Raw genomic sequence first — 23143 nt, 5'->3', positions numbered from 1 at the left:
TCAAAGAAGAAGCGGGAAATGACTTACAGGCGGAACACGGAGAAGCCGCTGTCGCGGGCCTCCTGCGAACTGAACAGGCTCTTGACGTCGACCAGCACGGGCTGCTCGCCACGGCACAGGGCACGCAGTTCGGCCATCGTCGCGCTGCGGTATTCGTTGTGACCGACGGCGACAACGAGGGCATCGACAGGATGCTCCGCATCGACCTTGCCGAACTGAAGGCCATACTCATGGGCGACCTCCTCAACATCGGCCCAGGGGTCAACCACTTCCACGGAAGCGCCCCACGCCTCGAACTCGCGCACCATGTCCACGATCTTGCTGTTGCGGATGTCCGGGCAGTTTTCCTTGAAGGTGATGCCCAGCACGCCGATGCGGCAGCGAGGCACGTCCATGCCGTTCTTCAACATCAGCTTGATGGTGTTGCGAGCAACGTAGCGGGCCATGTTGTCGTTGATGCGACGGCCAGCCAGAATGACTTGGGGGTGATAGCCGACCTGTTCTGCCTTGTGCGTCAGGTAGTAGGGGTCCACGCCAATGCAGTGCCCGCCCACCAGGCCCGGACGAAAGGGCAAGAAGTTCCATTTGCTACCGGCAGCTTCAAGCACATCGAGGGTGTCGATGCCCAGGCGCTCGAAGATCACGGAGAGCTCGTTGACCAGTGCGATGTTCAGGTCGCGCTGCGTGTTCTCGATCACCTTGGCAGCCTCGGCCACCTTGATGCTGGCGGCCTTGTGTGTACCGGCAGTGATGATCTCGTTGTAAAGGCCATCGACCACGTCTGCGACTTCAGGGGTGCTTCCACTGGTGATCTTCTTGATCTTGGTGAGCGTGTTGACCTTGTCCCCCGGATTGATCCGCTCCGGGCTATAGCCGCAGAAGAAGTCGACGTTGAACTTCTTGCCGCTGAACTTTTCCAGCACGGGCACGCAGACTTCCTCGGTGGCGCCGGGATACACGGTCGACTCGAAGATCACGATCGCTCCTTGCCGCATCACCTTGCCGATGGTTTCGCTGGCCTTCACCAAGGGGGTCAGGTCGGGCCGGTTGGCATCGTCGATGGGTGTCGGCACGGTCACGATGAAGACGGCGCTGTCGCGCAAGTCGTCTGCGTGCGACGTGAAGGCCAGTTGGGTGGCGGCCCTCAGTTCCTCGGGCGTGGTTTCCAGGGTGTGGTCACTTCCACCCTGCAGTTCGGCAATGCGCTTGGCATTGATGTCGAAGCCGACCACAGAACGCTTCTTGCCGAACTCCACGGCAAGGGGAAGGCCCACATAACCAAGACCGATGATTGCGATGGGTTGATTTGGATGAATGGCTTGCATGATGGGAACACTGGAAACAAGAACTTCGACAGCGCCCTCTCGATGGAAGCCGTCGCCCTATCGCATCTGAATCGCTGCCTTCAAGGGCCCGATCACTTCTCGCATCTCGTCAGAGAAGGAACAGCCCGGGCTTCAGTTGGTGTGCCTGACGTAGATCTCGCTGGCGGCATTGGCCACCGTCGCCGACGGCAGGATCAAGCTAACCACGCGGTTCCACTTGACCAGCGGCACGGGGTCGATATAGACCACGTCCTGCGACTGCAGCCTGAACTGGCTCGCAATGGCAAGGGCTGCAGGGTTCCGCGCATTGAGGTTGAAGATGGCGGGTGCACCCGTCGCGCCCTGGCGAATGACGTAGATCTGGCCGGCGTTGGCGGTGGAATTCAACGTGCCGCCGGCCTCGCCCAGCGCTTCGCTCAGGCTGAGGCGGCCGTTGCTGCGCATGGGCAATGCCAGAGGGGCCACGACTTCGCCCATGAGGAAGACCTTGTCGTCTTCCCGGTTGGCCACGCGCACGGTGTCGCCGTTTTTCAGCGGAATGCTGTTGCCGTCGTAGCCGGCCTCGCGAAGCCTGGTCATGTCGATCCGGATCGACTGGCCGTTGCGGATGAGCGTGACTGCCGAGCGGTTGCCCGCGGCTGTGATGCCGCCGGCCCGGTTGATGGCTTCGTTCAGCGTCATCGGCACGTCGGTGAAGATCTGCGAGCCGGGGGTGCGCACTTCGCCTTCCACGTAGGCACGGCGGCTGCGGAACGACTGGATGCGCACGGTCACTTGCGGGTCACGGATGTGCGGAAGGAGCAGCTTGCCGATCAGGTCCGAGGCGTCGCCTTCGCTCAGCCCCGCCACCCGCACGCGGCCAATGTACGGAAAGGCAACCTCTCCGTCGGAATCGACAATGAAGCCGGGAGCCACCTGCACGCCCGTCGGGTCCGCAGCCTGCGAAATGACGGCGCCGGCATTCGGCAGCAGTTCGGGGTGGTCGTAAACGATCACGCCCACCACGTCGCCAGGGCCGATGGTGTAGCGCTCGCTCTTGCCGAACAGCCCATTGACCTCAGGTGGAACGCCCTTCGGAGCCGCCTGCGCCAGCGTTCGCACGAGCGCGAGGGAAATGGGGGTGATCTGCCCCTCGGGCGCCTCGTCGGGAAGATAACGGAACTGGGATGCCAGTTCGCCCCCTGCCTCGTAGGGCTCCACGTTGCCCATGCCCGGCACGACCGCGCAGCCTTGAAGCACCACCACACATGCCAGTGTCGAAGCCAACTTCAGGACATTTGCATTTCTTCTCAATTCCGATCCCCCAAGGAAATTCCAATTTTTTAGCGCCAAATAGCGGGCGATAAAAACTACGCATGCACTTTTACGCTGCAATTCTTTTTCACACTTCGTGGTTACCGCAGGCACACTGCTGGGCACTGTCAGGGCGCCGAGTGCCTCGTGGAGGCGCTGAACCGGGCACATGCAACCGCATGTCAATGCCGGTCCGCTTGTCTTAGCGGCGGCGTGATCCTAACAGTGGAGAGCCGCTCCGATGAGTCACCACGGAGGCCCCGTTTCCTTTTGTAACTAAAACCACTGAAACCGGGTACACCTAAGCACGCACTTTCCTTTTCGCATTGCGGATGAGGCAAATAGATCAAATGCGCCGAATGGTTCACGCCGGGCAGCCGATTCCAGCGCGCTTCCGCGGGCATACTCGACCCTCCTTCAACAGCAGAGCTCCAGCAGCCTTTTGAATCATGAGCATCCTCAGTGAATTCAAGGAATTTGCCGTCAAGGGCAACGTCATCGACCTCGCAGTGGGCGTGATCATCGGCGCCGCGTTCGGCAAGATCGTCGACTCGCTGGTGGGCGACATCATCATGCCGCTGGTGGGCGTGGTGTTCGGCAAGCTCGATTTCTCGAACCTCTATGTGGTGCTGGGCACGGCGCCCGCCGGCGTGGCGAACACGCTGGCAGACCTGAAGAAGGCCGGCGTTCCGGTGCTGGCCTATGGCAGCTTCATTACCGTGGCGGTCAACTTCGTGATCCTCGCTTTCATCATCTTCATGATGGTCAAGCAGATCAACAGGCTGCGGAAGACCGAAGCCGCGCCGCCTGCTCCGGCCGCAACGCCAGAAGACATCACGCTGCTGCGCGAAATCCGCGACAGCCTCAAGCGCCCCTAAGCGCCTCTAAGCGCCCTCAAGCGCCCTTCAGCACGCGGGCCATGCGCAGCGCCTCGACGAGGCTCGACGCATCGGCCAGGCCCGTGCCGGCGATGTCGAACGCGGTGCCGTGGTCGGGGCTGGTTCGCACCAGCGGCAGCCCCAGCGTTACGTTCACGCCCTTCTCCACGCCCAGGTACTTGACCGGGATCAGGCCCTGGTCGTGGTACATCGCAACCACCACGTCGAACTCGCCGCTGGACGGCACGCCTTGCCTGGCGCGCGCGCGCATGAAGACGGTGTCGGGCGCATAGGGCCCGCTGGCGTCGAGGCCTTCGGCGCGCGCAGCCTCGATGGCCGGCGCGATGATCTCGCGCTCTTCCGATCCGAACAGGCCGCCCTCGCCCGCATGCGGGTTGAGGCCCGCCACGCCGATGCGCGGCACGCGGCCAAGCGCATGCGTCAGTGCGCGGTGGGTGATGCGCAAGGTTTCGAGCACGCCGTCGAATTGCACGGCCTCGATGGCGTTGCGCAGCGACATGTGGATGCTGACGAGCACGGTGCGCAGCTCGTCGTTGGCCAGCATCATGCGCACCGGCACGTCGGCCAGGCTGCGGCCCAGGTGGGCGGCGGCCTCGGCCTGCAGCAGTTCGGTATGGCCGGGGTACGGAAAGCCGGCGGCCGACAGCGCTTCCTTGTGCAGCGGCGCGGTCACGATGGCGCCGATTTCGCCGCGCAGCGCGGCCCGCGCGGCCCAGACCACGCATTCGCCGGCCACGCGGCCGGCTTCGGCGCTGATCTGGCCCTGTGCAATAGGCGATGGCGGCGCAATTACCTGCAGCACGGGGATGCAGTTAGGGGGCACGGCCGCGGCTTCGGCGGCGGATTCGATTTCCAGCACTGGCCATGCCGGCAGGCCCGGCGCGGCCAGGGCTTGCGAGGCTTGGCGCATCGTGCCCACATCGCCGGCAACGAACGCGCCGTGCGTCGCGTCGGGCGCGTCGCGAAAGGCCTTGGCGATGATCTCGGGGCCGATACCCGCGGGATCTCCCAGGGTGATGGCGATGGCAGCGCTCATTGGAAAGGCACCTCCGTGCTCCGCACTGCGATGCAAGCTTGCTTGGGGCGGCCCGGCGCTGCGCTCATGCCGGGTTGTCGATGTCGATGAACTCGTGCTTCAGCCCGAGCTGCGCCGCCACGTGCCCGGCCACGGCTGGCGCGCCGTAGCGTTCGGTGGCGTGGTGCCCGCACGCCAGGAAGGCCACGCCCATCTCGCGCGCGTAGTGGGCCTGGGGCTCCGAGATTTCGCCGGTGATGAAGGCGTCGGCGCCGGCTGCGATGGCGGCTTCGAAGTAGCCCTGCGCGCCGCCCGTGCACCACGCGATGTTCTTGATGGCGCGATGCGCCGTGTCGATGAGCGTGACCGGCCTTTTCAGCACTTTTTCGACGTGGGTGGCGAGCGCCTTGGCGTTGGCGAAGCCCTCGCCGTTTTCATGTGCACCGAGAAAACCCAGTTCCTGCTCGCCGAAGCGCCCGGCCGATCCGGCATGGGCCACGAGCCCCAGTTGCAGGCCGAGCTGCGCGTTGTTGCCGAGCTCGGGATGCGCATCGAGCGGCAGGTGATAGGCGAAGAGATTGACGTCGTCGCCCAGCAGGAGGCTCAGGCGTTGCTTCATCCAGCCGGTGACGCAGCCGTCCTGGCCACGCCAGAACAGGCCGTGGTGGACGAAGATGGCATCGGCCTCGGCGTGGATCGCAGCCTCGATCAGCGCGCGGCTGGCGGTTACGCCCGAAACGATCTTGCGCACCACGGTGCGCCCTTCGACCTGCAGGCCGTTGGGTCCGTAATCCTTGAAGCGCCCGGGGGCGAGCAGCAGGTCGAATGCGTGAAGCAGTTCGTGGCGGGTGGTGCTCATCGCGCCATTGTCGCGCCGCCCGCGATGGCCTGGAAACATGGGCCGGATGTGGGACCGCGGGTGATGCCACGGGTTAACCCGGATTCACGCAGGCATGCGGCCCCATCTCGACAGCGTGGCGCGGTGTCTGTTCCGTGCGGTTGAGGGACAATTGACAACATCGCTGCGCTGCACGGCAGCCTTCCATCGCCTTTTTAACCAATCTTTCATGAAACGCACCTGGCTGCTCTTTGCACAAGCCGTGACTGTCCTGCTCGCGGCCTATTTCGTCGTCGCGACGCTCAAGCCCGAGTGGATCAACAAGCGCGCAACCTCGCTGGGCGGGGTGGTGTCGATCGTCGAGGCGCCCGCGGGCAACCCGGGCATCCCGACAGCCGGCAGCCTGAGCGCGGCGGCCAAGAAGGCCTCGCCGGCGGTGGTGAGCATCAACACCAGCAAGGCCGCGCAGCGCAATCCGCGCAGCAACGACCCGTGGTTCCGCTTCTTCTTCGGCGACCAGGACGACCAGCCCCAGGTGGGCCTGGGCAGCGGCGTGATCGTGAGCCCTGACGGCTACATCCTCACCAACAACCACGTGGTCGAGGGCGCCGACGAGATCGAGGTCACGCTCAACGACAGCCGCCACGCGCACGGCAAGGTGATCGGCACCGACCCCGACACCGACCTGGCCGTGCTGAAGATCGAGCTCGACAAGCTGCCGGCGATCGTGCTGGGCGACTCCGACGCGCTGCAGGTGGGCGACCAGGTGCTGGCCATCGGCAACCCTTTCGGCGTGGGCCAGACGGTGACCAGCGGCATCGTCTCGGCGCTGGGGCGCAACCAGCTCGGCATCAACAACTTCGAGAATTTCATCCAGACCGACGCGGCCATCAACCCCGGCAACTCCGGCGGCGCGCTGATCGACGTCAACGGCAACCTGCAGGGCATCAACACCGCGATCTACTCGCGCTCGGGCGGCAGCATGGGCATCGGATTCGCCATTCCGGTGTCGATGGCCAAGATCGTGCTCGAGGGGATCGTGAAGGAAGGCCAGGTGCGCCGCGGCTGGATCGGCGTGGAGCCGAACGAACTCTCGCCCGAACTGGCCGAGACCTTCGGCGTGAAGGCGGATACCGGCGTGATCATCACCGGCGTGCTGCAGAACGGCCCGGCCGCCAAGGCCGGCATCCGCCCAGGCGACGTGATCACCTCGGTGGGCGAGAAGAAAACAGACAACGTGCAGGCGCTGCTCACCGCGGTGGCCGGCCTGAAGCCCGGCAGCACCGCGCGGTTCGCGCTGCAGCGCGGCAGCGACAAGATGGAACTGGACGTGATGCCTGGCCTGCGGCCGAAGAGCCCGGTGCGGCAGCTACCGAATCAGCAGCAACAGCCCGAATAACGGACTGCCATCGCAGGCCAATCGATCAGGACTGCGCTGAATCAGCGCTTTCCTCTTCTTCGGGCTTCTTGGCGGCGCTGGCGAAGTACTTGGCACCGATGATGCCCACCTCGTACAGCAGGCACATCGGCACCGCCAGCGCCAGCTGCGACACCACGTCGGGCGGCGTGAGCACGGCGGCCACGACGAACGCGACCACGATGAAGTAGCCGCGGAAGGACTTCAGCTTCTCGATGGTCACCATGTTGAAGCGCACCAGCAGCATCACGACGATCGGCACCTGGAAGGCCACGCCGAAGGCGATGTACAGCGACAGGATGGCCTCGACGTACGAGGAAATGTCGGGCGTTGCCTGCACCGCTGCGGGCGCAAAGCGCTGGATGAAGCTGAACATCTTGTCCAGCACGAAGAGCTGCACGAAGGCAATGCCGGCATAGGCCAGCAGGCTGCCGAAGAAGATCAGCGGCAGCGCGAATTTCTTTTCATGGCTGTAGAGCCCGGGCGCGACGAACATCCACGCCTGGTACATGAGCCAGGGCAGCGCCAGCAGCACGGCCGCCATCATCAGCACCTTGAGCGGCACGAAGAACGGCGAGAACACGCCGATGGCGATGAGCTTCGCGTCGTGCGGCATGTGCGCCTTGATCGGCATCGCGATGATGTCGATCAGCCCGCCCGGGCCGGGCCAGATGGCCAGCAGGATGCCCGCGACCACGAGGCCGTAGACGCAGTAGAGCAGGCGATCGCGAAGCTCGACCAGGTGCGCCACGAACGGCTGTTCGGTGCCCGCCAGCTCGTCTTCTTTGTCTTTGTTCTTGTTGTCGGAATCGGCCATTGGAAAAGAAGATAGCGTGACGTCGGCCGGCGTGCGGCGCTCGGGGAACGCGGTGGTGAGGGGACGCTAGTTGATCTTGTTGATCGTGTGCGGGCGAAAGCGCGCGACGCGCGCGGCACCCGACAGCGCCTTGGTGCGCACGCCGTTGCGCGCCTTGTACCACTGCGGCGTGGCGCCCTGCTTCAGGCGCCAGTTCTTGCGCGGGTGCTTGTATTCGGGCGGCGAGGGTTCGGGTTCGGCCAGCGCCGAGAGGGTTTCGCCCGAACCGCTGAACTGCTTCTCGAATTCGCTCGCGCCGGTGTGGATGCTGTGCTCGACGTCGCGCGCCGCATCCTCGACGGTGGTCTTCATCTTGCGGAGCTCGTCGAGCTCCATCGAGCGGTTGACTTCGGCCTTGACGTCGTTCACGTAGCGCTGCGCCTTGCCGAGCAAGGTGCCGACGGTGCGGGCCACGCGCGGCAGCTTTTCCGGACCGATGACGATCAGCGCCACGACGCCGATCAGCGCCAGCTTCTCAATGCCGAGGTCGAGCACGTGCTGCTGCCCGCGCTCAGGACTTCTGGCGCGCTTCGACGTCGATCGTCGACTTGTCGCTGTTGGCCGGCTGGCCAGTCACTTGCTGGGTGGGGGCCGGCGGGGTGGCGGCGTCGGACGAACCGTCCTTCATGCCGTCCTTGAAGCCCTTGACGGCGCCGCCAAGGTCCGAACCCATGTTCCGCAGCTTCTTGGTGCCGAAGATCATGACCACGACGAGCAGCACGATCAGCCAGTGCCAGATGGAAAAAGAACCCATGGAGAACTCCTAAGAATGTGTCCGATTTTAGTCGGGCGGAATGTGACAGTTTGGACTAATGCCACTCAACCGCGAAGCCACGGGCGAGGGCCGCCCATGACATGGACATGGAGATGGTGAACCTCCTGCCCACCCTCGCTGCCCGTGTTGACGACGACCCGGTAGCCGCCGTCCGGATACGGCCTGCAGCCCTGTTCCAGCGCCAGCTTGGGCGCCAGGATCATGATCTTGCCCATGAGGGCCGAGTCGTCGGGCGTGAGCTGCGCCATGGAGGCGATGTGCTTCTTGGGCACCAGCATGAAATGCACCGGCGCCCAGGGCGAGATGTCGTGAAAACCGAACAGGTCGTCGTCTTCGTAGACCTTGCGCGAGGGGATCTTGCCTTCGATGATTTTGCAGAAGACGCAGTTCGGGTCAGATGACATCTTTGGGTTCCATGGGACGGCCGTCGTTCATGCGGATCATGCCTTTCACGATCCGGTACAGGAACCACAGCGAGATGAGGCTCCAGGCGATCCAGCCCGGCACGAAGAACAGCAGCCAGAGCCACGAAGTAACGATGTACAGCAGGCCGGCCCACAGCACCGAGCGGATGCGCCAGCTGAAGTGCGAGGCCTGCCAGGTGCCGGCCGCGTCGTCGCGCTTGACGAAGTCGATCACCAGCGCAATCAGCAGCAGCAGCACGGAGGCCTGCGCGCCCGGCACGACGGCGCCGATGGCCACGATCAGGTGAAGGATGTAGCTGACCCAGCCCCAGGTCTTGAGGGAGTCGTCGGGTTTCACGTTCACGATGTCGTTGGCCATGCTCGATGTCCTTTCAATCGTTGGAGGCTTCGGATTCCCGCGCCTGCACCTTGCGCAGCGCCTTTTCCTCGATGCCACTGGTGCCTTCGCGGCGCTCGAGTTCCGCGGTGACGTCGGCCGGGGAAAAACCGTAGTGCGCCAGCGCCACCATGGTGTGGAACCAGAGGTCGGCCACTTCGTTCACTATTTTGGAGCGGTCGCCGCCGTGGTCGGCGTCCTTGGCGGCCATCACGACCTCGGTGGCTTCCTCGCCGATTTTCTTGAGGAAGGCGTCGGGGCCCTTGTGCAGCAGGCGCGCGACGTAGCTTTTCTCGGGGTCGCCGCCGCGTGCGGGCAGGCGGCTTTCGATGACCGCAGCCAGGCGTGCGAGGGCGTCGGAGCTGCTGTTGTTCACTGTGGCCGTCATTTGTAGATCGACTCCGGGTCTTTCAAGACGGGTTCGACCGCGGTCCACTGGCCTTTTTCATACTTGCTGAAGAAGCAACTGTGGCGACCGGTGTGGCAGGCGATGCCGGGCTCGTGGCCGAGTTGGGTGACCTTGAGCAGCACCACGTCGTTGTCGCAGTCGAGGCGGATCTCGTGCACGGTCTGCACGTGGCCCGATTCCTCGCCCTTGAACCAGAGTTTGTTGCGCGAGCGGCTGAAATACACCGCGCGGCCGAGCTCGGCGGTCTTTTCGAGCGCCTCGCGGTTCATCCAGGCGAACATCAGCACGTCGTTGCTGCCTTGTTCCTGCGCGATGACCGGCACCAGGCCGTTCGCGTCCCACTTCACTTCGTCGAGCCAATTCATGGCGGTATTGTCGGGGATGGGAAAAGACCCTTGAGGCACGTTCAACGGTCGATCCGCACGGGAATGCCCCGCGCGGCCATGCGGGCTTTGGCCTCGCCCACCGTGTGCTCGCCGTAGTGGAAGATGCTGGCCGCCAGCACCGCGTCGGCGCCGCCGGTCTGGATGCCGTCGGCCAGGTCGTCGAGGCTGCCGACGCCGCCCGAGGCGATCACCGGCACGTTGACGGCGTTGCTCACCGCGCGGGTCAGCTCCAGGTCGAAGCCGCTCTTGGTGCCGTCGCGGTCCATGCTGGTCAGCAGGATCTCGCCGGCGCCGCGGCGCGCCATCTCGGCGGCCCATTCGACGGCGTCGAGGCCGGTGTTCTTGCGCCCGCCGTGGCTGTACACGTCCCAGCCCGCGCCGCGCGTGGCGGCTTCTTCGGGGCTGCGGCGCTTGGCGTCGATGGCGACCACGATGCACTGCGAGCCGTATTTCTGCGAGGCGTCGTTGATCACCTGCGGATCCGAGATGGCGGCGGAGTTGAAGCTGGTCTTGTCGGCGCCCGCGTTGAGCAGCCGGCGCACGTCGGCCACGGTGCGCACGCCGCCGCCCACGGTCAGCGGAATGAAGACCTGCGAAGCCACGGCCTCGATGATCGGCAGGATCAGGTCGCGTCCGTCGCTGGTGGCGGTGATGTCGAGGAAGGTGAGTTCGTCGGCGCCCTGCGCGTTGTAGCGTGCGGCGATCTCCACCGGGTCGCCGGCATCGCGCAGTTCGAGGAAATTGACGCCCTTGACGACGCGGCCGCCGGTGACGTCGAGGCAGGGAATGATGCGTTTGGCAAGCATGAAAAGATGAACCGGTAGGAGATCAGAGAACGCGGAGCTGTTGCCAGCCCTGCCATTGGGCGCCGGGCGCCAGCAGGACGGGCTCGTCGATGCGGGCCGCCTCGACGCAGAGCATGTGGCGAAAGCCGTCTTCGGGCATGTCGGCGAGTTTCGCACCGAGCACGGCGCCGGGGTTCCAGACCACGGTTTCGCTGCAGCTCGCGCTTTGTGCGATTTCGAGCGTGCTGCCCGGCTGCACGAGGCGCAGCGGCTTGGCGGGCGCAGCGTAGACACTGTCGAATTCCGCGTCGAAATGCAGCGCCGCGGCGGTTTCCACATGGCGGTCGTCGCGCAGCGAATCCCAGCGGTTGGCGCCCTGCAGGCCTTCGAGGCGCACGTGGGCGATGTCGTCGACGCGCAGGTAGGTGTGCAGCGCGGCTGCAAAGGTCCAGGGCGCATGGTCGATGTTGACGAGCGTGAGCGTGGTGCGCAGCCCGCCGGCGGACAGGGTGGCTTCCAGCCGTGCCTCAAAAGCGTGCGGCCAGAGCCTGCGGGTGGCTTCGTTGTCGCGCAGCGTCAACCGCAGCGTCTGCGGCGCATCGGCGGGCGCTTGCGACCAAGGCAAATTGCGCATGAATCCATGCTTGGGCAGCATGCCGCGCTGGTTGAACTGGGGGCAGCAGATGGGCACGCCCCCGCGAATTGCGGCCTGTCCGTCGAACACCGCGCGCGGACTCAGATAGAGCCGCTCCACCCCGCTGGCCGTGGCCCACGAGAGCACTTGGGCGCCATGCAATGCAACGGTCAGGGTGCTTCCATCGGCGCCCGTGGCGCGGATGGCGGGCTGGCCGCGGAACTCGATCAGGCTGGTTTCCATGCCCGGAATTGTAGGCAGCGAGCATGGGATGGCACGGAATTGGCATCAAGGGGCCATTGCGTGCACGGGGCCTTCTTGGATACCCTGTGGCCGCTTGCATCGGGGGACAGCATGCAAGTCGGCCCCGTGCACTCGAAAAATCACTCTCACAGACAAAAAGGGGATACGCATGAAGAAGCTGCCGATGGCCGCATGGATCCTGATCGCGATGGTGCTCGGCATCCTCGTGGGCTACATGATCTTCTCGAGCTTTCCGGACAAAAAGGCCGCGAAAGAAATTGCAGACTACGTCTCCATCGTCTCGGACGTGTTCCTGCGCCTGATCAAGATGCTGATCGGCCCGCTGGTGTTCTCCACGCTGGTGGTGGGCATCGCGCACATGGGCGACGCCAAGTCGGTCGGCCGCGTGTTCGGCAAGGCCATCGGCTGGTTCCTGACCGCCTCGCTGATCTCGCTGGTGATCGGCCTGGTCATGGCCAACCTGCTCAAGCCCGGCGAGAACCTGGGCCTGCCGCTGCCCGACATCGGCGCCTCGGCCAACCTGGCCACCGCCAAGTTCACGCTGAAGGACTTCGTGAGCCACACGGTGCCGAAGTCGTTCGTCGAGGCCATGGCCAACAACGAGATCCTGCAGATCGTGGTGTTCTCGATGTTCTTCGGCGTGGCGCTGGCCTCGCTGGGCGACAAGGCGAAAACGCTGGTCGCCGCCATCGAGGAGCTGTCGCACGCGATGCTCAAGATCACAGGCTACGTGATGAAGCTCGCGCCGCTGGCGGTGCTGGCCGCCATGGCCGCCACGGTGGCCGTCAACGGCCTGGGCATTTTGCTGAAGTTCGCGGTGTTCATGGGCGACTTCTACCTGGGCCTGTTCGTGCTGTGGAGCGTGCTGGTGCTGGCGGGCTTCTCGTTCCTGGGCCCACGCGTGTTCAAGCTGCTGGTGCTCATCAAGGAAGCCTTCCTGCTGTCGTTCGCCACCGCGAGCTCCGAAGCGGCCTACCCGAAGATCCTGCAGGCGCTCGACCGTTTCGGCGTGAAGCGCAAGATCTCGAGCTTCGTGATGCCGATGGGCTACTCGTTCAACCTCGACGGCTCGATGATGTACTGCACCTTTGCCGTGCTCTTCATCGCGCAGGCTTACAACATCCACATGCCGATCAGCACGCAGGTCACAATGCTGCTGATCCTGATGCTCACCTCCAAGGGCATGGCGGGCGTGCCGCGCGCCTCGCTGGTGGTGATTGCGGCCACGCTGAACCATTTCGACATTCCCGAGGCCGGCCTGCTGCTGATTTTGGGCGTGGACACCTTCCTCGACATGGGCCGCTCGGCCACCAACGCGGTGGGCAACTCCATTGCCACCGCCGTGGTCGCCAAGTGGGAGGGCGAGCTGATGTCCGAGCGCGATGCCGAGGTCAACGCCAAGGCGATCGACGAGGAAGCCAGCGCCACCCTCGCCCACCCGGCGCACGCGTGAGCCGCCACACCATGAAGCGCATCGGCATCACCCTGCCATCCGCTTTCGCCGCGCTGCTGGCGGCCGTGGTTCTTGCGGCCATGCCGGCAGGGCCGGCGCGGGCACAGGAACTCACCGGCACGCTGGCCAAGGCGCGCGAAACCGGCGCCATCACCATCGGCTACCGCGAGTCGTCGGTGCCTTTTTCGTACCTCAATGCGCGCAAGGAGCCGATCGGCTACTCGATCGAGCTTTGCCGCGCGCTGGTGACGGCCATTGAGGACGCGGTGAACAAGAGCCTCGCGATCAAGTGGGTGCCCGTCACGCCCGACACGCGCATCGACGCGGTCGCGAGCGGCAAGGTCGACCTGGAATGCGGCTCGACCACCAACAACCTCGAGCGCCAGAAGCGCGTGAGCTTCTCGCCGACGATGTTCGTCTCGGGCACCAAGGTGCTGGTGAAGAAGGGTTCGCCGATCAAGTCGTTCCGCGACCTCGCGGGCAAGAAGGTGGCGGTGACGGCCGGCACCACCAACGAGAAGACGCTGCGCGACCTGTCGGAGAAGTTCAAGCTGAACATCGACCTGAGGGTGGCGCGCGACCACGCGGAGTCGTTCGCGCTGGTGAAGAGCGGCCAGGCCGACGCCTTCGCGACCGACGACGTGCTGCTCTACGGCCTGATCGCGCAGGACGCCGCCAAGGCCGACTACGAGGTGGTCGGCGACTTTCTCTCCTACGACCCGTACGGGATCATGTACCGCAAGGGCGACCCGCAGCTGAACAAGGTGGTCATCGACACCTTCCAGGTGCTGGCGGAAGACGGCGAGATCGATCGGCAGTACAAGCGCTGGTTCCTGCGCAAGCTGCCTTCGGGGGAGAGCATCAACCTGCCGATGAGCGCGCAGCTGGAAACGATCATCCAGACGATGTCGGTGAAGGCCGAATAGGTTCTTTGCATCCCCGCCTCGCCCGCTTTTTCAGGGGCGCGGCGTGACGTTTTTTTACTCAGTGGCCCGTCAGGAGGAATATCGTCCAATTGCCTGCGAGCCCTCGAAAGGGTTTCATCCGCAGATCTTCATGAATTTCTATATCGAGGCTGTGTTGATACTTGGGCTGGCCATCGTGGTGGCCGGGCTCATCCTGGGTGTGCTGGCAATCGGCCACGACACCGACGAGGCCGAGCTTCAACAGCCTGCAGCCGCGAATCGACCCGAGAGCCCTGGCGGTGAAAGCGACGATCGAGCCGGTGCACCTCCCGGGGCGCTACCGGCTTTGCGTCAGGCGGCCAGCTCGTCCGCGCGGGCCTGCGCGGCGGCGAAGTCGAGGTCGCCCGAGTAGATCGCGCGGCCGCAGATCACACCTTCCACGCCGTCGGATTCGACCGCGCAAAGCTGCTCGATGTCGGCCATGTTCGACAGGCCGCCCGAGGCGATCACCGGGATGCTCAGCGCCTGCGCGAGCTTGACGGTGGCCTCGATGTTGATGCCCGAGAGCATGCCGTCGCGGCCGATGTCGGTGTAGATGATCGATTCGACGCCGTAGTCCTCGAACTTCTTGCCCAGGTCGGCCACCTCGTGGCCCGTGAGCTTGCTCCAGCCGTCGGTGGCAACCTTGCCGTCCTTGGCGTCCAGGCCCACGATGATGTGGCCGCCGAAGGCGCTGCAGGCGTCCTTCAGGAAGCCGGGGTTCTTGACCGCGGCGGTGCCGATGATCACGTAGCGCAGGCCGTCGTCGATGTAGCGCTCGATGGTGTCGAGGTCGCGGATGCCGCCGCCGAGCTGCACCGGAATGTCGTCGCCCACCTCTTTCAGGATCGCCTTGATTGCCGCATGGTTCTGCGGCTTGCCGGCGAAGGCGCCATTCAGGTCGACCAGGTGCAGCCGGCGCGCGCCGGCATCGACCCACTTGCGGGCCATGGCGGCGGGGTCTTCGCTGAAGATGGTGGACTGGTCCATGTCGCCCTGTTTGAGGCGAACGCAGTGGCCGTCTTTGAGATCAATGGCGGGAATGAGGAGCATGGAAGTGACGCGAGTGTGCGAGATCCGGGCTGTGGAAGGGTCGGCCCGGACGAAAAAAATGGTTCAGGGTTTCCAGTGGAGGAAATTGCGATAGAGCTGCAACCCGTGGTCCGCACTCTTCTCCGGGTGGAACTGGGTGGCAAAAATGTTATCGCGTGCGATGGCTGCGGTAAAGCTCGCACCGTACTCGGCCTCGCCCACGCTGTGTTTGGGGTCCACCGGACGGGCGTAGAAGCTGTGCACGAAGTAGAAATAGCTCATGTCGGGCACGTCCGCCCACACCGGATGCGGCTGTGACTGGCGAACCTGGTTCCAGCCGATCTGCGGCACCTTGTAGCGGCTGCCGTCCGGCTGCAGCCGGCCGGCCAGCTCGAACTTGAGCACTTCGCCTGCAATCAGGCCCAGCCCTTCCGTGGGCCCTTCGTCGCTGCGGTCCAGCAGCATCTGCATGCCGACGCATACGCCCATGAGCGGTTTGTTGGCAGCGGCGTGCATGACGGCTTCGTACATGCCCGACTCGCGCAGTTCGCGCATGCAGTCGCGCATGGCGCCCTGCCCCGGCAGCACCACGCGTTCGGCGGCCATCACCTCTTCGGCGTTGCGCGTCCACACGACCTCGACGCCGCTGTTCTGCGCCGCATGGATGACGGCCTGCGAAACGGACCGCAGGTTGCCCATGCCGTAGTCGACGACCGCGACGGTTTTTGCTGCAGATTTCATAGCTGTTCGCTGGCGAGTTTCAGAGCGAACCCTTGGTCGACGGAATGACCCCGACGGAGCGGGGATCGAGTTCGAGCGCGCCGCGCATGGCGCGCGCAAAGGCCTTGAACACCGTCTCGCACTGGTGGTGCGCATTGACACCCTTGAGGTTGTCGATGTGCAGCGAGACGAAGGCGTGGTTCACGAAGCCCTGGAAGAACTCGTAGGTGAGCTGGCTGTCGAAGGTGCCGATCATGCCGCTGGTGAAGGGCACGTGCATCACGAGCCCCGGGCGGCCCGAAAAATCGATGACGACGCGGCTCAGCGCTTCGTCGAGCGGCACGTAGGCATGCCCATAACGTCTGATGCCCTTCTTGTCGCCGACGGCCTTGGCCACGGCCTGGCCCAGCGTGATACCCACGTCTTCCACCGTGTGGTGGCCGTCGATGTGCAGGTCGCCCTGGCAGTCGATGTCGAGGTCGATCAGCCCGTGGCGGGCGATCTGGTCGAGCATGTGGTCGAAAAAGCCGATGCCGGTGGAAAGCTTGGCGCGGCCGGTACCGTCGAGGTTCACGCTGACGGTGATCTTCGTCTCGGCGGTGTTGCGGGTGACCGTCGCTGTGCGATCGGCAATCTGGGGGGTGGTCATAGTGAGGCTTCGAGTGCCGCGAACATTCGCGCATTCTCGTCGGCCGTTCCGACGGTGAGGCGCAGGCAGTTCGCGAGCAGTTCATGCATTTTAGAAACGTTCTTCACCAGAACGCCGCGAGCTTTCATACCCTCAAAAGTCCTGGCGGCATCGGGCACGCGCAGGAGGATCATGTTGGCGTCGCTGGGCCAGGTCTTCACGCCCGGCAGGCGGCCGAGCCCCGTTATCAGGCGCTCGCGCTCCTCGCGGATCTGCCGGGCCTGGGCCTCGAACACGTCGGCATGCTCCAGCGCGAACAGCGCAGCCTCGCAGTTGAGCACGCTGATGTTGTAGGGCGGGCGTACCTTGTCGATCTCGGCGACCAGCGCGGCCGGACCCATCATGTAGCCCAGGCGGATGCCGGCCAGCCCGAACTTGCTGAGCGTGCGCATCAGCAGCACGTGGCCGTGCTTCGCCAGCCGGTCGATGTAGCTGCGGGCGGCAAAGGGCTGGTAGGCCTCGTCCATCACCACCAGGCCGCCCTGCGCGCCCTGGGCTTCGACGATCTTCTCGACGATGGCGTCGTCCCAGAGGTTGGCGGTCGGGTTGTTGGGGTACGCGAGATAGACGATGGCGGGCTTATCGCGCTCGATGGCGGCCAGCATGGCGGCCTCGTCGAGCTCGAAGTCGGCCGTGAGCGGCACGCCGACGAACTTCAGGCCCTGCAGCTTCGCGCTCATGGCGTACATCACGAAGCCGGGCACGGGCGCCAGCACGGTCGCGCCCGGCAGGTCGCAGGCAATGGCGAGCAGCGAGATCAGTTCGTCCGACCCGTTGCCCAGCATCAGCGCGAAGCCTTCAGGCATCTGCGCATGTGCCGCCAGCGCGCTGCGCAGGTCGGCGCCGCGGTCGCCCGGGTAGCGGTTGAGCGCCAGCGCGCCGAGCCGCGCGCCGAGTGCGGCCTGCAGCGCGGGCGGCAGGCCGAAGGGGTTTTCCATGGCGTCGAGCTTGATGAAGCCGCGCGCGTCCTGCACTGCATAGCCATGCATGGACCGCACGTCGTGGCGGATGCGGTCGAACGGCGGGCGAGCGGATTCAGGGGCGGTCATCGGGTGCAGTGGTAGCTGTTCTTGAGGGCGCCGGACATGACCAGTTGCACGGGCATGTCGGCTTCGTAACTGTCGGCGTTGCGGGTCAGCTCGGTCTGGTAGAGCGAACGGGCCATCGAGGGTTCGAGGCGGCGGCCCTCGACGCAGAACAGCGGCTTCTGGCCGTTGCGCTGCGAAGACTCGACGCCTTCGCGCAGGCCTTCGAGCACGCCGACCAGGTAGTAGCCGGCGTAGGCCTTGCCGTCCTTCTCGCCCGCTTCGAGCGTGCGCAGCTCGCGGATGCTCATGGCCTGCGCGCCGGAGGCGGCGGCGAGTGCGAGCAGCAGGAACGCGGCACGCTTCATCGGCATCACTTGCGGTAGCGCGGCGGCGGCGCGTAGGCGCCGTCGGCCGGGAAGGCGCTGGGCTGCGACGGGTCGGCGCCACGGCGCTGGCGGCGCGGGCTGTCGCGCTCTTCGAGCTCGAACAGCGCGGCACCGATCACGCCGACGTTGCGCACGTCGCCGGCTTCGGTGTTCGCGGCGTAGGCGCGGCCGGGCGCGGAGAAACGGAAGGCCGCCACCTCGTTCTGGCTCTTGCGGAAGCCCTCGATGGTCAGCGACTGCAGCGGCCGCAGCACGTAGCCGCCGTTGCGCATGCTGCCGGGCTTGCCGTTGAGCACGTCGAGGCCGTCGACAGTGGCGATCACCTCGTAGCTGCGCTCGCTCAGGTTGCGAAAGCGCAGTGTGTAGCGCGAGCCTTCGACGCCGGCGAGACGGAACATGTCCTCCCCGCCGCTGCCCCGGCGCGTGCGCTGCAGGGGCAGCGGACGGCCGGCCTCGTCGAGCACGGACCATTCGACATCGCCGTCGGCCAGCAGCAGGTTCAGGCGCCGCTCGGGATTGCTGCCGACCGCGCGGCGCACGGCGGAGGCGTCGTTGTAGCCCACCGAGGCCACGTCGTCCGGCCGGTCGGACAGGCGCTTGGTGACGACGGCACGGGTCTTCGATTCGATGCCCTCGCCCCATTGCGTGCCGAGTTGCGGCGCGGGTGCGGCCGGCGCGGCGGCGCTGGGCATGGCACTGGCGGCGGCCGATTCGCGCGGAGCCTGCGGCATCTGGCTGCAGGCGGCCAGCAGCGCGGCGCCCGCGACGGCCGTCGCGGCGAACCTGAACAGGCGCGAACCAAAGAGGCGATCGATCATCTTGCTTGCTCCTCCCGGGGAGGGGTTGTTGTTGGAGCTCAGATCTTACGCAGCCGCATGCGGGCGGCCTCGGCGTGCGCCTGCAGGCCCTCGCCCTCGGCCAGCGTCACGGCGACCGGGCCGAGCACCTGGGCACCGGCCTCGCTGACCTCGATCAGGCTGGAGCGCTTCTGGAAGTCGTAGACGCCCAGCGGGCTCGAGAAGCGCGCCGTGCCGCTGGTCGGCAGCACGTGGTTGGGACCGGCGCAGTAGTCGCCCAGGCTCTCGCTGGTGAAGGCGCCGAGGAAGATCGCGCCGGCGTGGCGCAGCAGCGGCTCCCAGCGGTTCGGTTCGCTGCTGCTGACTTCCAGGTGTTCGGGCGCGATGCGGTTGCTGATCTCGCAGGCCTCTTCCATGCTCTTCGTGTGGATCAGCGCTCCGCGGCCGTTGAGCGAGGCGGCGATGATTTCGGCGCGCGGCATGGTGGGCAGCAGGCGATCGATTTCGGCCTGCACGCGATCGATGTAGGCGGCGTCGGGGCATAGGAGGATGCTCTGTGCCAGTTCGTCGTGCTCGGCCTGGCTGAACAGGTCCATCGCCACCCACTCGGGCGGCGTGCTGCCGTCGGCCAGCACGAGGATTTCGCTCGGGCCCGCGATCATGTCGATGCCCACGGTGCCGAACACGCGGCGCTTGGCCGCGGCCACGTAGGCGTTGCCGGGGCCGGTGATCTTGTCGACGGCGGGGACGGTGGCGGTACCGTAGGCCAGCGCGGCCACGGCCTGTGCGCCGCCGATGGTGAAGGCGCGCGTGACGCCGGCCACGTAGGCGGCAGCGAGCACGAGCGGGTTCTTCTCGCCCTTCGGCGTCGGCACGACCATGATGATTTCGGCCACGCCCGCCACGTGCGCGGGAATGGCGTTCATCAGCACGCTCGACGGATAGGCAGCCTTGCCACCCGGCACGTAGATGCCGACACGGTCGAGCGGCGTAACCTTCTGGCCGAGCAGCGTGCCGTCGGCGTCGCGGTAGCTCCAGCTCTCGCCCGAGGCCTTCTTCTGGGCCTCGTGGTAGCTGCGCACGCGGCGTGCAGCGGCTTCGAGCGCGTCGCGCTGCGCGGCGGGCAGCGACTCGAAGGCGGCCTTCAGTTCGGCCTGGGTCAGCTCCAGCTCGGGCAGCGTCTTCGCGTCGAGCTTGTCGAAGCGATTCGTGTACTCCAGCACCGCAACGTCGCCACGCGTTTGAACGTCGGCCAGGATGTCCGCCACCACCTTCTCGATGGCCGCATCCGCATCCGCGGACCAATGCAGCCGCGCCTTGAATTCAGCGTCGAAGCTGGCTGAAGTCGTGGACAGTCGGGCGGGGGCTGCTTTCAGAATCATGTGCGTGATGTTCAGGCGGAAGGAATGGCCGACGCGAACGCGTCGATGATGCGGCGAATGGGCTCGCGCTTGAGCTTGAGCGCCGCCTGGTTGACCACCAGCCGGGCGCTGATGTCCATGATGCGTTCCACCTCGACGAGGTGATTCGCCTTGAGCGTGTTGCCGGTCGAGACCAGGTCGACGATGGCGTCGGCCAGGCCCGTGAGCGGCGCCAGCTCCATGCTGCCGTAGAGCTTGATCAGGTCGACGTGCACGCCCTTGCTGGCGAAGAAGTCGCGCGACAGGCCCACGTACTTGGTCGCCACGCGCAGGCGCGAGCCCTGCTTCACGGCCGAGGCGTAGTCGTAGTCGGCGCGCACGGCCACGCTGAGGCGGCAGGCCGCGATGCGCAGGTCGAGCGGCTGGTACAGGCCCTGGTTGCCGTGTTCGAGCAGCACGTCGAGCCCGGTCACGCCGAGATCGGCACCGCCGTACTGCACGTAGGTGGGCACGTCGGAGGCGCGCACCAGCACCACGCGAACGTCGGGGCGGGTGGTGCCAAGAATGAGCTTGCGCGACTTTTCGGGGTCTTCGGTGACCTCGATGCCGGCTGCCGCCAGCAGAGGCATCGTCTCTTCGAAGATGCGGCCTTTGGAAAGCGCCAGGGTGATCATGCGGCGGCTCCGGTCACTCGTTCGATGTCGGCGCCCAGGCCGCGCAGCTTGGCTTCCATGCGGTCGTAGCCCCGGTCGAGGTGATAGATGCGGTCGACCAGGGTTTCGCCCTCGGCCACGAGGCCGGCGATGACGAGGCTGGCGGAGGCGCGCAGGTCGGTGGCCATCACGGTCGCGCCCGAGAGCTGCTGCACGCCCTCGACCATCGCGACCTTGCCCTCGACGTGGATGTTGGCGCCCAGGCGAACCATCTCGTTCACGTGCATGAAGCGGTTCTCGAAGATGGTTTCGGTGACCATCGAGGCGCCGCGCGCGATCACGTTCAGGGCCATGAACTGGGCCTGCATGTCGGTCGGGAAGCCGGGGTATTCGGTGGTGCTGAAGCTCTGCGCCTTCAGGTGTTCGCAGGCCGGCCCCCTGGAGCTGACACGCACGCCGTCTTTCTCGCAGGCGACGGTGCAGCCCGCGTCGCGCAGCTTGTCGATCACGGCGTCCATGTGGTCGCCGCGCGCGTGGCGCAGGAAGGCCTCGCCGCCCGTGGCCGCGACGGCGCACAGGAAGGTGCCGGCCTCGATGCGGTCGGCCACCACGGCGTGTTCGCAGCCGTGCAGCTTCTCGACGCCCTGGATGCGGATGTGGCTGGTGCCATGGCCTTCGATCTTCGCGCCCATGCGGATGAGCATTTCGGCCAGGTCGACGATCTCGGGCTCCTGCGCTGCGTTTTCGAGCAGCGTTTCGCCCTCGGCCAGCGCGGCGGCCATGAGGAAGTTCTCGGTGCCTGTGACGGTGACCATGTCGGTCAGGATGCACGCGCCCTTCAGGCGGGTGCGCCCCTCGGGCAGGCGTGCGACCATGTAGCCGTGATCGACCACGATCTCGGCGCCCATGGCCTGCAGGCCCTTGATGTGCTGGTCGACCGGCCGCGAGCCGATGGCGCAGCCGCCGGGCAGCGACACCTTGGCGTGGCCGAAGCGCGCCAGCAGCGGGCCCAGGGCCAGCACGGAGGCGCGCATGGTCTTCACCAGTTCATAGGGCGCTTCGGGGTTGTTCAGGTCGCCGGCATTCAGGCGCACCGTGCCGCCGTCCTTCCCATCGTGGCCGCGCTCGGCGACGACGCCCATGTTGCGCACCAGCTTGAGCATGGTCGACACGTCCTGCAGGCGCGGCACGTTGTGCAGCGTCACGGGCTGGTCGGTCAGCAGCGCCGCGCACAGTTCGGGCAGCGCGGCGTTCTTGGCGCCGGAAATGAGTACTTCGCCGCGGAGCTCTCGCCCGCCGCGAATCAGAAGTTTGTCCATCGAAATTCCAGCGAAATCAGGGGCCCGCGAGGGCCGGGGAGTTATTTTTCCACCGCCGCCCATTCGGCCGGCGTGTAGGTCTTCATCGAAAGCGCATGCACCTCGTCGGTATGCATTTTCGCACCGAGGGTGGCGTAGACCCGCTGATGGCGCTGGATCGCGCGCTTGCCCTCGAATTCGGCCGAGACGATGGTGGCATACCAATGCCGGCCGTCGCCCTCGAGCGTGATGTGCTCGCACGGGAGGTGGGACTGGATCAGGGCCTGGAGTTGTTCGGCGGTCATGGGGTCTGGAGAAGAAGCGTTCAGCCTCGGATTTTGTAGCCGATGCGCAGGAGATGAACAGCGATGGCGCTCACCGCCAGCCACGCGGTGCCGACGATGCCCAGGCTGAGCCAGGGCGAAGCGTCGCTCACGCCGAAGAAGCCGTAGCGGAAGCCGTCGATCATGTAGAAAAACGGGTTCAGGTGGCTCACGCTCTGCCAGAAAGGCGGCAGCGAGCCGATCGAATAGAACACGCCCGACAGGAAGGTCATGGGCATGATCAGGAAGTTCTGGAACACCGCCATCTGGTCGAACTTCTCGGCCCAGAGGCCGGCGATCAGCCCGAGCGTGCCGAGCATCGCTGCGCCCAGCAGCGCGAAAACGATGATCCAGACCGGCGCCACGAAGTTCGGCATCGCGAAGAAGATCGTGACCACGAACACGCCGAGCCCCACCGCCAGCCCGCGGATCACTGACGAGCCCACGTAGGCAAAGAACCAGCCCCAGTGCGACAGCGGCGTGAGCAGCACGAACACCAGGTTGCCCATGATCTTGCTCTGGATGATCGATGACGAGCTGTTGGCGAACGCGTTCTGCAGCACGCTCATCATCACCAGTCCCGGCACGAGGAAGGCCGTGTAGCCGACGATGCCGTACACCGTCACGCGGCCCTCGAGCACATGGCCGAACACCATGAGGTACAGCAGCGCGGTGAGCACCGGCGCACCGACGGTCTGGAAGCCGACCTTCCAGAAGCGCAGCGTCTCCTTGTAGAGCAGCGCGCGCCACCCTGTCACAGCCA

At 65.7% G+C, this 23143-nt stretch carries 29 protein-coding genes; 5 read left to right on the top strand and 24 right to left on the bottom strand.

Features of this window, described 5'->3' with window-relative positions; all coding sequences use genetic code 11:
* Window positions 1–23: 23 nt before the first annotated feature.
* Window positions 24–1325, bottom strand: coding sequence for a nucleotide sugar dehydrogenase (locus tag ASC92_RS01400; protein ID WP_056509572.1), 1302 nt, complete (start codon window positions 1323–1325; stop codon window positions 24–26).
* 132 nt (window positions 1326–1457) lie between these two features.
* A complete protein-coding gene (locus ASC92_RS01395; protein ID WP_235505640.1) occupies window positions 1458–2570 on the bottom strand; it encodes a polysaccharide biosynthesis/export family protein in 1113 nt (370 codons plus the stop codon).
* Between the two features lie 497 nt (window positions 2571–3067).
* On the opposite strand from ASC92_RS01395, the gene mscL reads away from it, so the two are divergent.
* On the top strand, window positions 3068–3496 hold the full coding sequence (gene mscL, locus ASC92_RS01390; RefSeq protein WP_056509570.1) for a large conductance mechanosensitive channel protein MscL: 429 nt from the start codon (window positions 3068–3070) through the stop codon (window positions 3494–3496).
* A gap of 16 nt (window positions 3497–3512) precedes the next feature.
* On the opposite strand, the gene pdxA is transcribed toward mscL, so the two are convergent.
* Window positions 3513–4553 carry a 4-hydroxythreonine-4-phosphate dehydrogenase PdxA gene (gene pdxA, locus ASC92_RS01385; RefSeq protein WP_056509569.1) on the bottom strand — a complete coding sequence of 347 codons (1041 nt, stop codon included), beginning with the start codon at window positions 4551–4553 and terminating at the stop codon, window positions 3513–3515.
* A gap of 64 nt (window positions 4554–4617) precedes the next feature.
* Entirely contained in the window at window positions 4618–5391 is a 774-nt protein-coding gene (locus ASC92_RS01380) for a Nif3-like dinuclear metal center hexameric protein (protein ID WP_056509567.1), read from the bottom strand.
* A gap of 208 nt (window positions 5392–5599) precedes the next feature.
* Between ASC92_RS01380 and ASC92_RS01375 the strand changes: the two genes are divergently transcribed.
* A complete protein-coding gene (locus ASC92_RS01375; RefSeq protein WP_056509562.1) occupies window positions 5600–6769 on the top strand; it encodes a S1C family serine protease in 1170 nt (389 codons plus the stop codon).
* Between the two features lie 25 nt (window positions 6770–6794).
* Here the strand turns inward: ASC92_RS01375 and tatC are convergent, their stop codons facing one another.
* The 9 genes from tatC to ASC92_RS01330 form a co-directional block, all read right to left on the bottom strand.
* Entirely contained in the window at window positions 6795–7604 is an 810-nt protein-coding gene (gene tatC / locus ASC92_RS01370) for a twin-arginine translocase subunit TatC (protein ID WP_056509560.1), read from the bottom strand.
* Window positions 7605–7670: 66 nt separating this feature from the next.
* Complete coding sequence (gene tatB / locus ASC92_RS01365) at window positions 7671–8138, bottom strand: Sec-independent protein translocase protein TatB (protein ID WP_007835284.1); 468 nt, start codon at window positions 8136–8138, stop codon at window positions 7671–7673.
* A gap of 16 nt (window positions 8139–8154) precedes the next feature.
* Complete coding sequence (tatA, locus tag ASC92_RS01360) at window positions 8155–8397, bottom strand: Sec-independent protein translocase subunit TatA (protein ID WP_007835282.1); 243 nt, start codon at window positions 8395–8397, stop codon at window positions 8155–8157.
* Between the two features lie 65 nt (window positions 8398–8462).
* Window positions 8463–8822 carry a histidine triad nucleotide-binding protein gene (locus tag ASC92_RS01355; RefSeq protein WP_007835279.1) on the bottom strand — a complete coding sequence of 120 codons (360 nt, stop codon included), beginning with the start codon at window positions 8820–8822 and terminating at the stop codon, window positions 8463–8465.
* Complete coding sequence (locus ASC92_RS01350; RefSeq protein ID WP_056509557.1) at window positions 8812–9201, bottom strand: DUF4870 family protein; 390 nt, start codon at window positions 9199–9201, stop codon at window positions 8812–8814. Before ASC92_RS01350 ends, ASC92_RS01355 begins: the two co-directional genes overlap by 11 nt.
* Before the next feature lie 13 nt (window positions 9202–9214).
* On the bottom strand, window positions 9215–9607 hold the full coding sequence (locus ASC92_RS01345; protein WP_056509554.1) for a phosphoribosyl-ATP diphosphatase: 393 nt from the start codon (window positions 9605–9607) through the stop codon (window positions 9215–9217).
* The gene (gene hisI / locus ASC92_RS01340; RefSeq protein WP_056509552.1) at window positions 9604–9993 is read right to left on the bottom strand and encodes a phosphoribosyl-AMP cyclohydrolase; all 390 of its coding nucleotides are present in this window, start codon (window positions 9991–9993) and stop codon (window positions 9604–9606) included. The genes ASC92_RS01345 and hisI overlap by 4 nt, the downstream gene beginning before the upstream one ends.
* Window positions 9994–10034: 41 nt before the next feature.
* The gene (gene hisF, locus ASC92_RS01335) at window positions 10035–10820 is read right to left on the bottom strand and encodes an imidazole glycerol phosphate synthase subunit HisF (RefSeq protein ID WP_007835271.1); all 786 of its coding nucleotides are present in this window, start codon (window positions 10818–10820) and stop codon (window positions 10035–10037) included.
* Window positions 10821–10842: 22 nt separating this feature from the next.
* Window positions 10843–11676, bottom strand: coding sequence for a D-hexose-6-phosphate mutarotase (locus ASC92_RS01330; RefSeq protein ID WP_056509550.1), 834 nt, complete (start codon window positions 11674–11676; stop codon window positions 10843–10845).
* A 169-nt stretch (window positions 11677–11845) separates the two neighbouring features.
* On the opposite strand from ASC92_RS01330, the gene ASC92_RS01325 reads away from it, so the two are divergent.
* Genes ASC92_RS01325 through ASC92_RS28455 form a run of 3 tightly spaced genes read left to right on the top strand, consistent with a single transcriptional unit; the run spans window position 11846 to window position 14467 of the window.
* Window positions 11846–13150: a dicarboxylate/amino acid:cation symporter gene (locus ASC92_RS01325; protein ID WP_056509548.1), complete on the top strand. Its 1305-nt coding sequence runs from the start codon at window positions 11846–11848 to the stop codon at window positions 13148–13150.
* Between the two features lie 11 nt (window positions 13151–13161).
* Complete coding sequence (locus tag ASC92_RS01320) at window positions 13162–14076, top strand: amino acid ABC transporter substrate-binding protein (protein ID WP_056511739.1); 915 nt, start codon at window positions 13162–13164, stop codon at window positions 14074–14076.
* Between the two features lie 43 nt (window positions 14077–14119).
* The gene (locus ASC92_RS28455) at window positions 14120–14467 is read left to right on the top strand and encodes a hypothetical protein (protein ID WP_157608955.1); all 348 of its coding nucleotides are present in this window, start codon (window positions 14120–14122) and stop codon (window positions 14465–14467) included.
* Here the strand turns inward: ASC92_RS28455 and hisA are convergent.
* From hisA to ASC92_RS01265, 11 genes are all read right to left on the bottom strand, one after another.
* Window positions 14407–15147: a 1-(5-phosphoribosyl)-5-[(5-phosphoribosylamino)methylideneamino]imidazole-4-carboxamide isomerase gene (gene hisA, locus ASC92_RS01315; protein WP_056509544.1), complete on the bottom strand. Its 741-nt coding sequence runs from the start codon at window positions 15145–15147 to the stop codon at window positions 14407–14409. The genes ASC92_RS28455 and hisA overlap by 61 nt on opposite strands.
* A 63-nt stretch (window positions 15148–15210) precedes the next feature.
* Entirely contained in the window at window positions 15211–15867 is a 657-nt protein-coding gene (hisH, locus tag ASC92_RS01310) for an imidazole glycerol phosphate synthase subunit HisH (protein ID WP_056509541.1), read from the bottom strand.
* Between the two features lie 19 nt (window positions 15868–15886).
* Window positions 15887–16495: an imidazoleglycerol-phosphate dehydratase HisB gene (gene hisB / locus ASC92_RS01305; RefSeq protein WP_056509539.1), complete on the bottom strand. Its 609-nt coding sequence runs from the start codon at window positions 16493–16495 to the stop codon at window positions 15887–15889.
* Window positions 16492–17583: a histidinol-phosphate transaminase gene (hisC, locus tag ASC92_RS01300; protein WP_056509536.1), complete on the bottom strand. Its 1092-nt coding sequence runs from the start codon at window positions 17581–17583 to the stop codon at window positions 16492–16494. The genes hisB and hisC overlap by 4 nt, the downstream gene beginning before the upstream one ends.
* Window positions 17580–17927 (bottom strand): hypothetical protein, encoded by a 348-nt coding sequence (locus ASC92_RS01295; RefSeq protein WP_235505639.1) that lies wholly within the window; start codon window positions 17925–17927, stop codon window positions 17580–17582. The genes hisC and ASC92_RS01295 overlap by 4 nt, the downstream gene beginning before the upstream one ends.
* A gap of 5 nt (window positions 17928–17932) precedes the next feature.
* Window positions 17933–18766 (bottom strand): hypothetical protein, encoded by an 834-nt coding sequence (locus ASC92_RS01290; protein WP_056509529.1) that lies wholly within the window; start codon window positions 18764–18766, stop codon window positions 17933–17935.
* Window positions 18767–18804: 38 nt separating this feature from the next.
* Complete coding sequence (gene hisD / locus ASC92_RS01285) at window positions 18805–20127, bottom strand: histidinol dehydrogenase (protein ID WP_056509526.1); 1323 nt, start codon at window positions 20125–20127, stop codon at window positions 18805–18807.
* A gap of 11 nt (window positions 20128–20138) precedes the next feature.
* The gene (gene hisG, locus ASC92_RS01280) at window positions 20139–20780 is read right to left on the bottom strand and encodes an ATP phosphoribosyltransferase (protein ID WP_007835253.1); all 642 of its coding nucleotides are present in this window, start codon (window positions 20778–20780) and stop codon (window positions 20139–20141) included.
* The gene (gene murA / locus ASC92_RS01275) at window positions 20777–22078 is read right to left on the bottom strand and encodes a UDP-N-acetylglucosamine 1-carboxyvinyltransferase (RefSeq protein WP_056509523.1); all 1302 of its coding nucleotides are present in this window, start codon (window positions 22076–22078) and stop codon (window positions 20777–20779) included. Before murA ends, hisG begins: the two co-directional genes overlap by 4 nt.
* A gap of 41 nt (window positions 22079–22119) precedes the next feature.
* Window positions 22120–22362 (bottom strand): BolA family protein, encoded by a 243-nt coding sequence (locus ASC92_RS01270; RefSeq protein ID WP_007835251.1) that lies wholly within the window; start codon window positions 22360–22362, stop codon window positions 22120–22122.
* A gap of 20 nt (window positions 22363–22382) precedes the next feature.
* Entirely contained in the window at window positions 22383–23138 is a 756-nt protein-coding gene (locus ASC92_RS01265) for an ABC transporter permease (RefSeq protein ID WP_056511735.1), read from the bottom strand.
* Between the last annotated feature and the right edge of the window lie 5 nt (window positions 23139–23143).

The sequence above is a fragment of the Variovorax sp. Root411 genome (assembly GCF_001425205.1).
Lineage (GTDB): Bacteria > Pseudomonadota > Gammaproteobacteria > Burkholderiales > Burkholderiaceae_C > Variovorax.
Note: the sequence above shows the minus strand (reverse complement) of the source record. Positions and strands in the feature narration are given on the sequence as shown.

Coding starts and splice junctions, on each gene's coding strand:
- ASC92_RS01400 (WP_056509572.1), bottom strand. CDS start 1,325: ATGCAAGCCATTCATCCAAATCAACCCATCGCAATCATCGGTCTTGGT.
- mscL (WP_056509570.1), top strand. CDS start 3,068: ATGAGCATCCTCAGTGAATTCAAGGAATTTGCCGTCAAGGGCAACGTC.
- pdxA (WP_056509569.1), bottom strand. CDS start 4,553: ATGAGCGCTGCCATCGCCATCACCCTGGGAGATCCCGCGGGTATCGGC.
- ASC92_RS01380 (WP_056509567.1), bottom strand. CDS start 5,391: ATGAGCACCACCCGCCACGAACTGCTTCACGCATTCGACCTGCTGCTC.
- ASC92_RS01375 (WP_056509562.1), top strand. CDS start 5,600: ATGAAACGCACCTGGCTGCTCTTTGCACAAGCCGTGACTGTCCTGCTC.
- tatC (WP_056509560.1), bottom strand. CDS start 7,604: ATGGCCGATTCCGACAACAAGAACAAAGACAAAGAAGACGAGCTGGCG.
- tatA (WP_007835282.1), bottom strand. CDS start 8,397: ATGGGTTCTTTTTCCATCTGGCACTGGCTGATCGTGCTGCTCGTCGTG.
- ASC92_RS01355 (WP_007835279.1), bottom strand. CDS start 8,822: ATGTCATCTGACCCGAACTGCGTCTTCTGCAAAATCATCGAAGGCAAG.
- ASC92_RS01350 (WP_056509557.1), bottom strand. CDS start 9,201: ATGGCCAACGACATCGTGAACGTGAAACCCGACGACTCCCTCAAGACC.
- ASC92_RS01345 (WP_056509554.1), bottom strand. CDS start 9,607: ATGACGGCCACAGTGAACAACAGCAGCTCCGACGCCCTCGCACGCCTG.
- hisI (WP_056509552.1), bottom strand. CDS start 9,993: ATGAATTGGCTCGACGAAGTGAAGTGGGACGCGAACGGCCTGGTGCCG.
- hisF (WP_007835271.1), bottom strand. CDS start 10,820: ATGCTTGCCAAACGCATCATTCCCTGCCTCGACGTCACCGGCGGCCGC.
- ASC92_RS01330 (WP_056509550.1), bottom strand. CDS start 11,676: ATGGAAACCAGCCTGATCGAGTTCCGCGGCCAGCCCGCCATCCGCGCC.
- ASC92_RS01325 (WP_056509548.1), top strand. CDS start 11,846: ATGAAGAAGCTGCCGATGGCCGCATGGATCCTGATCGCGATGGTGCTC.
- ASC92_RS01320 (WP_056511739.1), top strand. CDS start 13,162: ATGAAGCGCATCGGCATCACCCTGCCATCCGCTTTCGCCGCGCTGCTG.
- hisA (WP_056509544.1), bottom strand. CDS start 15,147: ATGCTCCTCATTCCCGCCATTGATCTCAAAGACGGCCACTGCGTTCGC.
- hisH (WP_056509541.1), bottom strand. CDS start 15,867: ATGAAATCTGCAGCAAAAACCGTCGCGGTCGTCGACTACGGCATGGGC.
- hisB (WP_056509539.1), bottom strand. CDS start 16,495: ATGACCACCCCCCAGATTGCCGATCGCACAGCGACGGTCACCCGCAAC.
- hisC (WP_056509536.1), bottom strand. CDS start 17,583: ATGACCGCCCCTGAATCCGCTCGCCCGCCGTTCGACCGCATCCGCCAC.
- ASC92_RS01295 (WP_235505639.1), bottom strand. CDS start 17,927: ATGAAGCGTGCCGCGTTCCTGCTGCTCGCACTCGCCGCCGCCTCCGGC.
- ASC92_RS01290 (WP_056509529.1), bottom strand. CDS start 18,766: ATGATCGATCGCCTCTTTGGTTCGCGCCTGTTCAGGTTCGCCGCGACG.
- hisD (WP_056509526.1), bottom strand. CDS start 20,127: ATGATTCTGAAAGCAGCCCCCGCCCGACTGTCCACGACTTCAGCCAGC.
- hisG (WP_007835253.1), bottom strand. CDS start 20,780: ATGATCACCCTGGCGCTTTCCAAAGGCCGCATCTTCGAAGAGACGATG.
- murA (WP_056509523.1), bottom strand. CDS start 22,078: ATGGACAAACTTCTGATTCGCGGCGGGCGAGAGCTCCGCGGCGAAGTA.
- ASC92_RS01270 (WP_007835251.1), bottom strand. CDS start 22,362: ATGACCGCCGAACAACTCCAGGCCCTGATCCAGTCCCACCTCCCGTGC.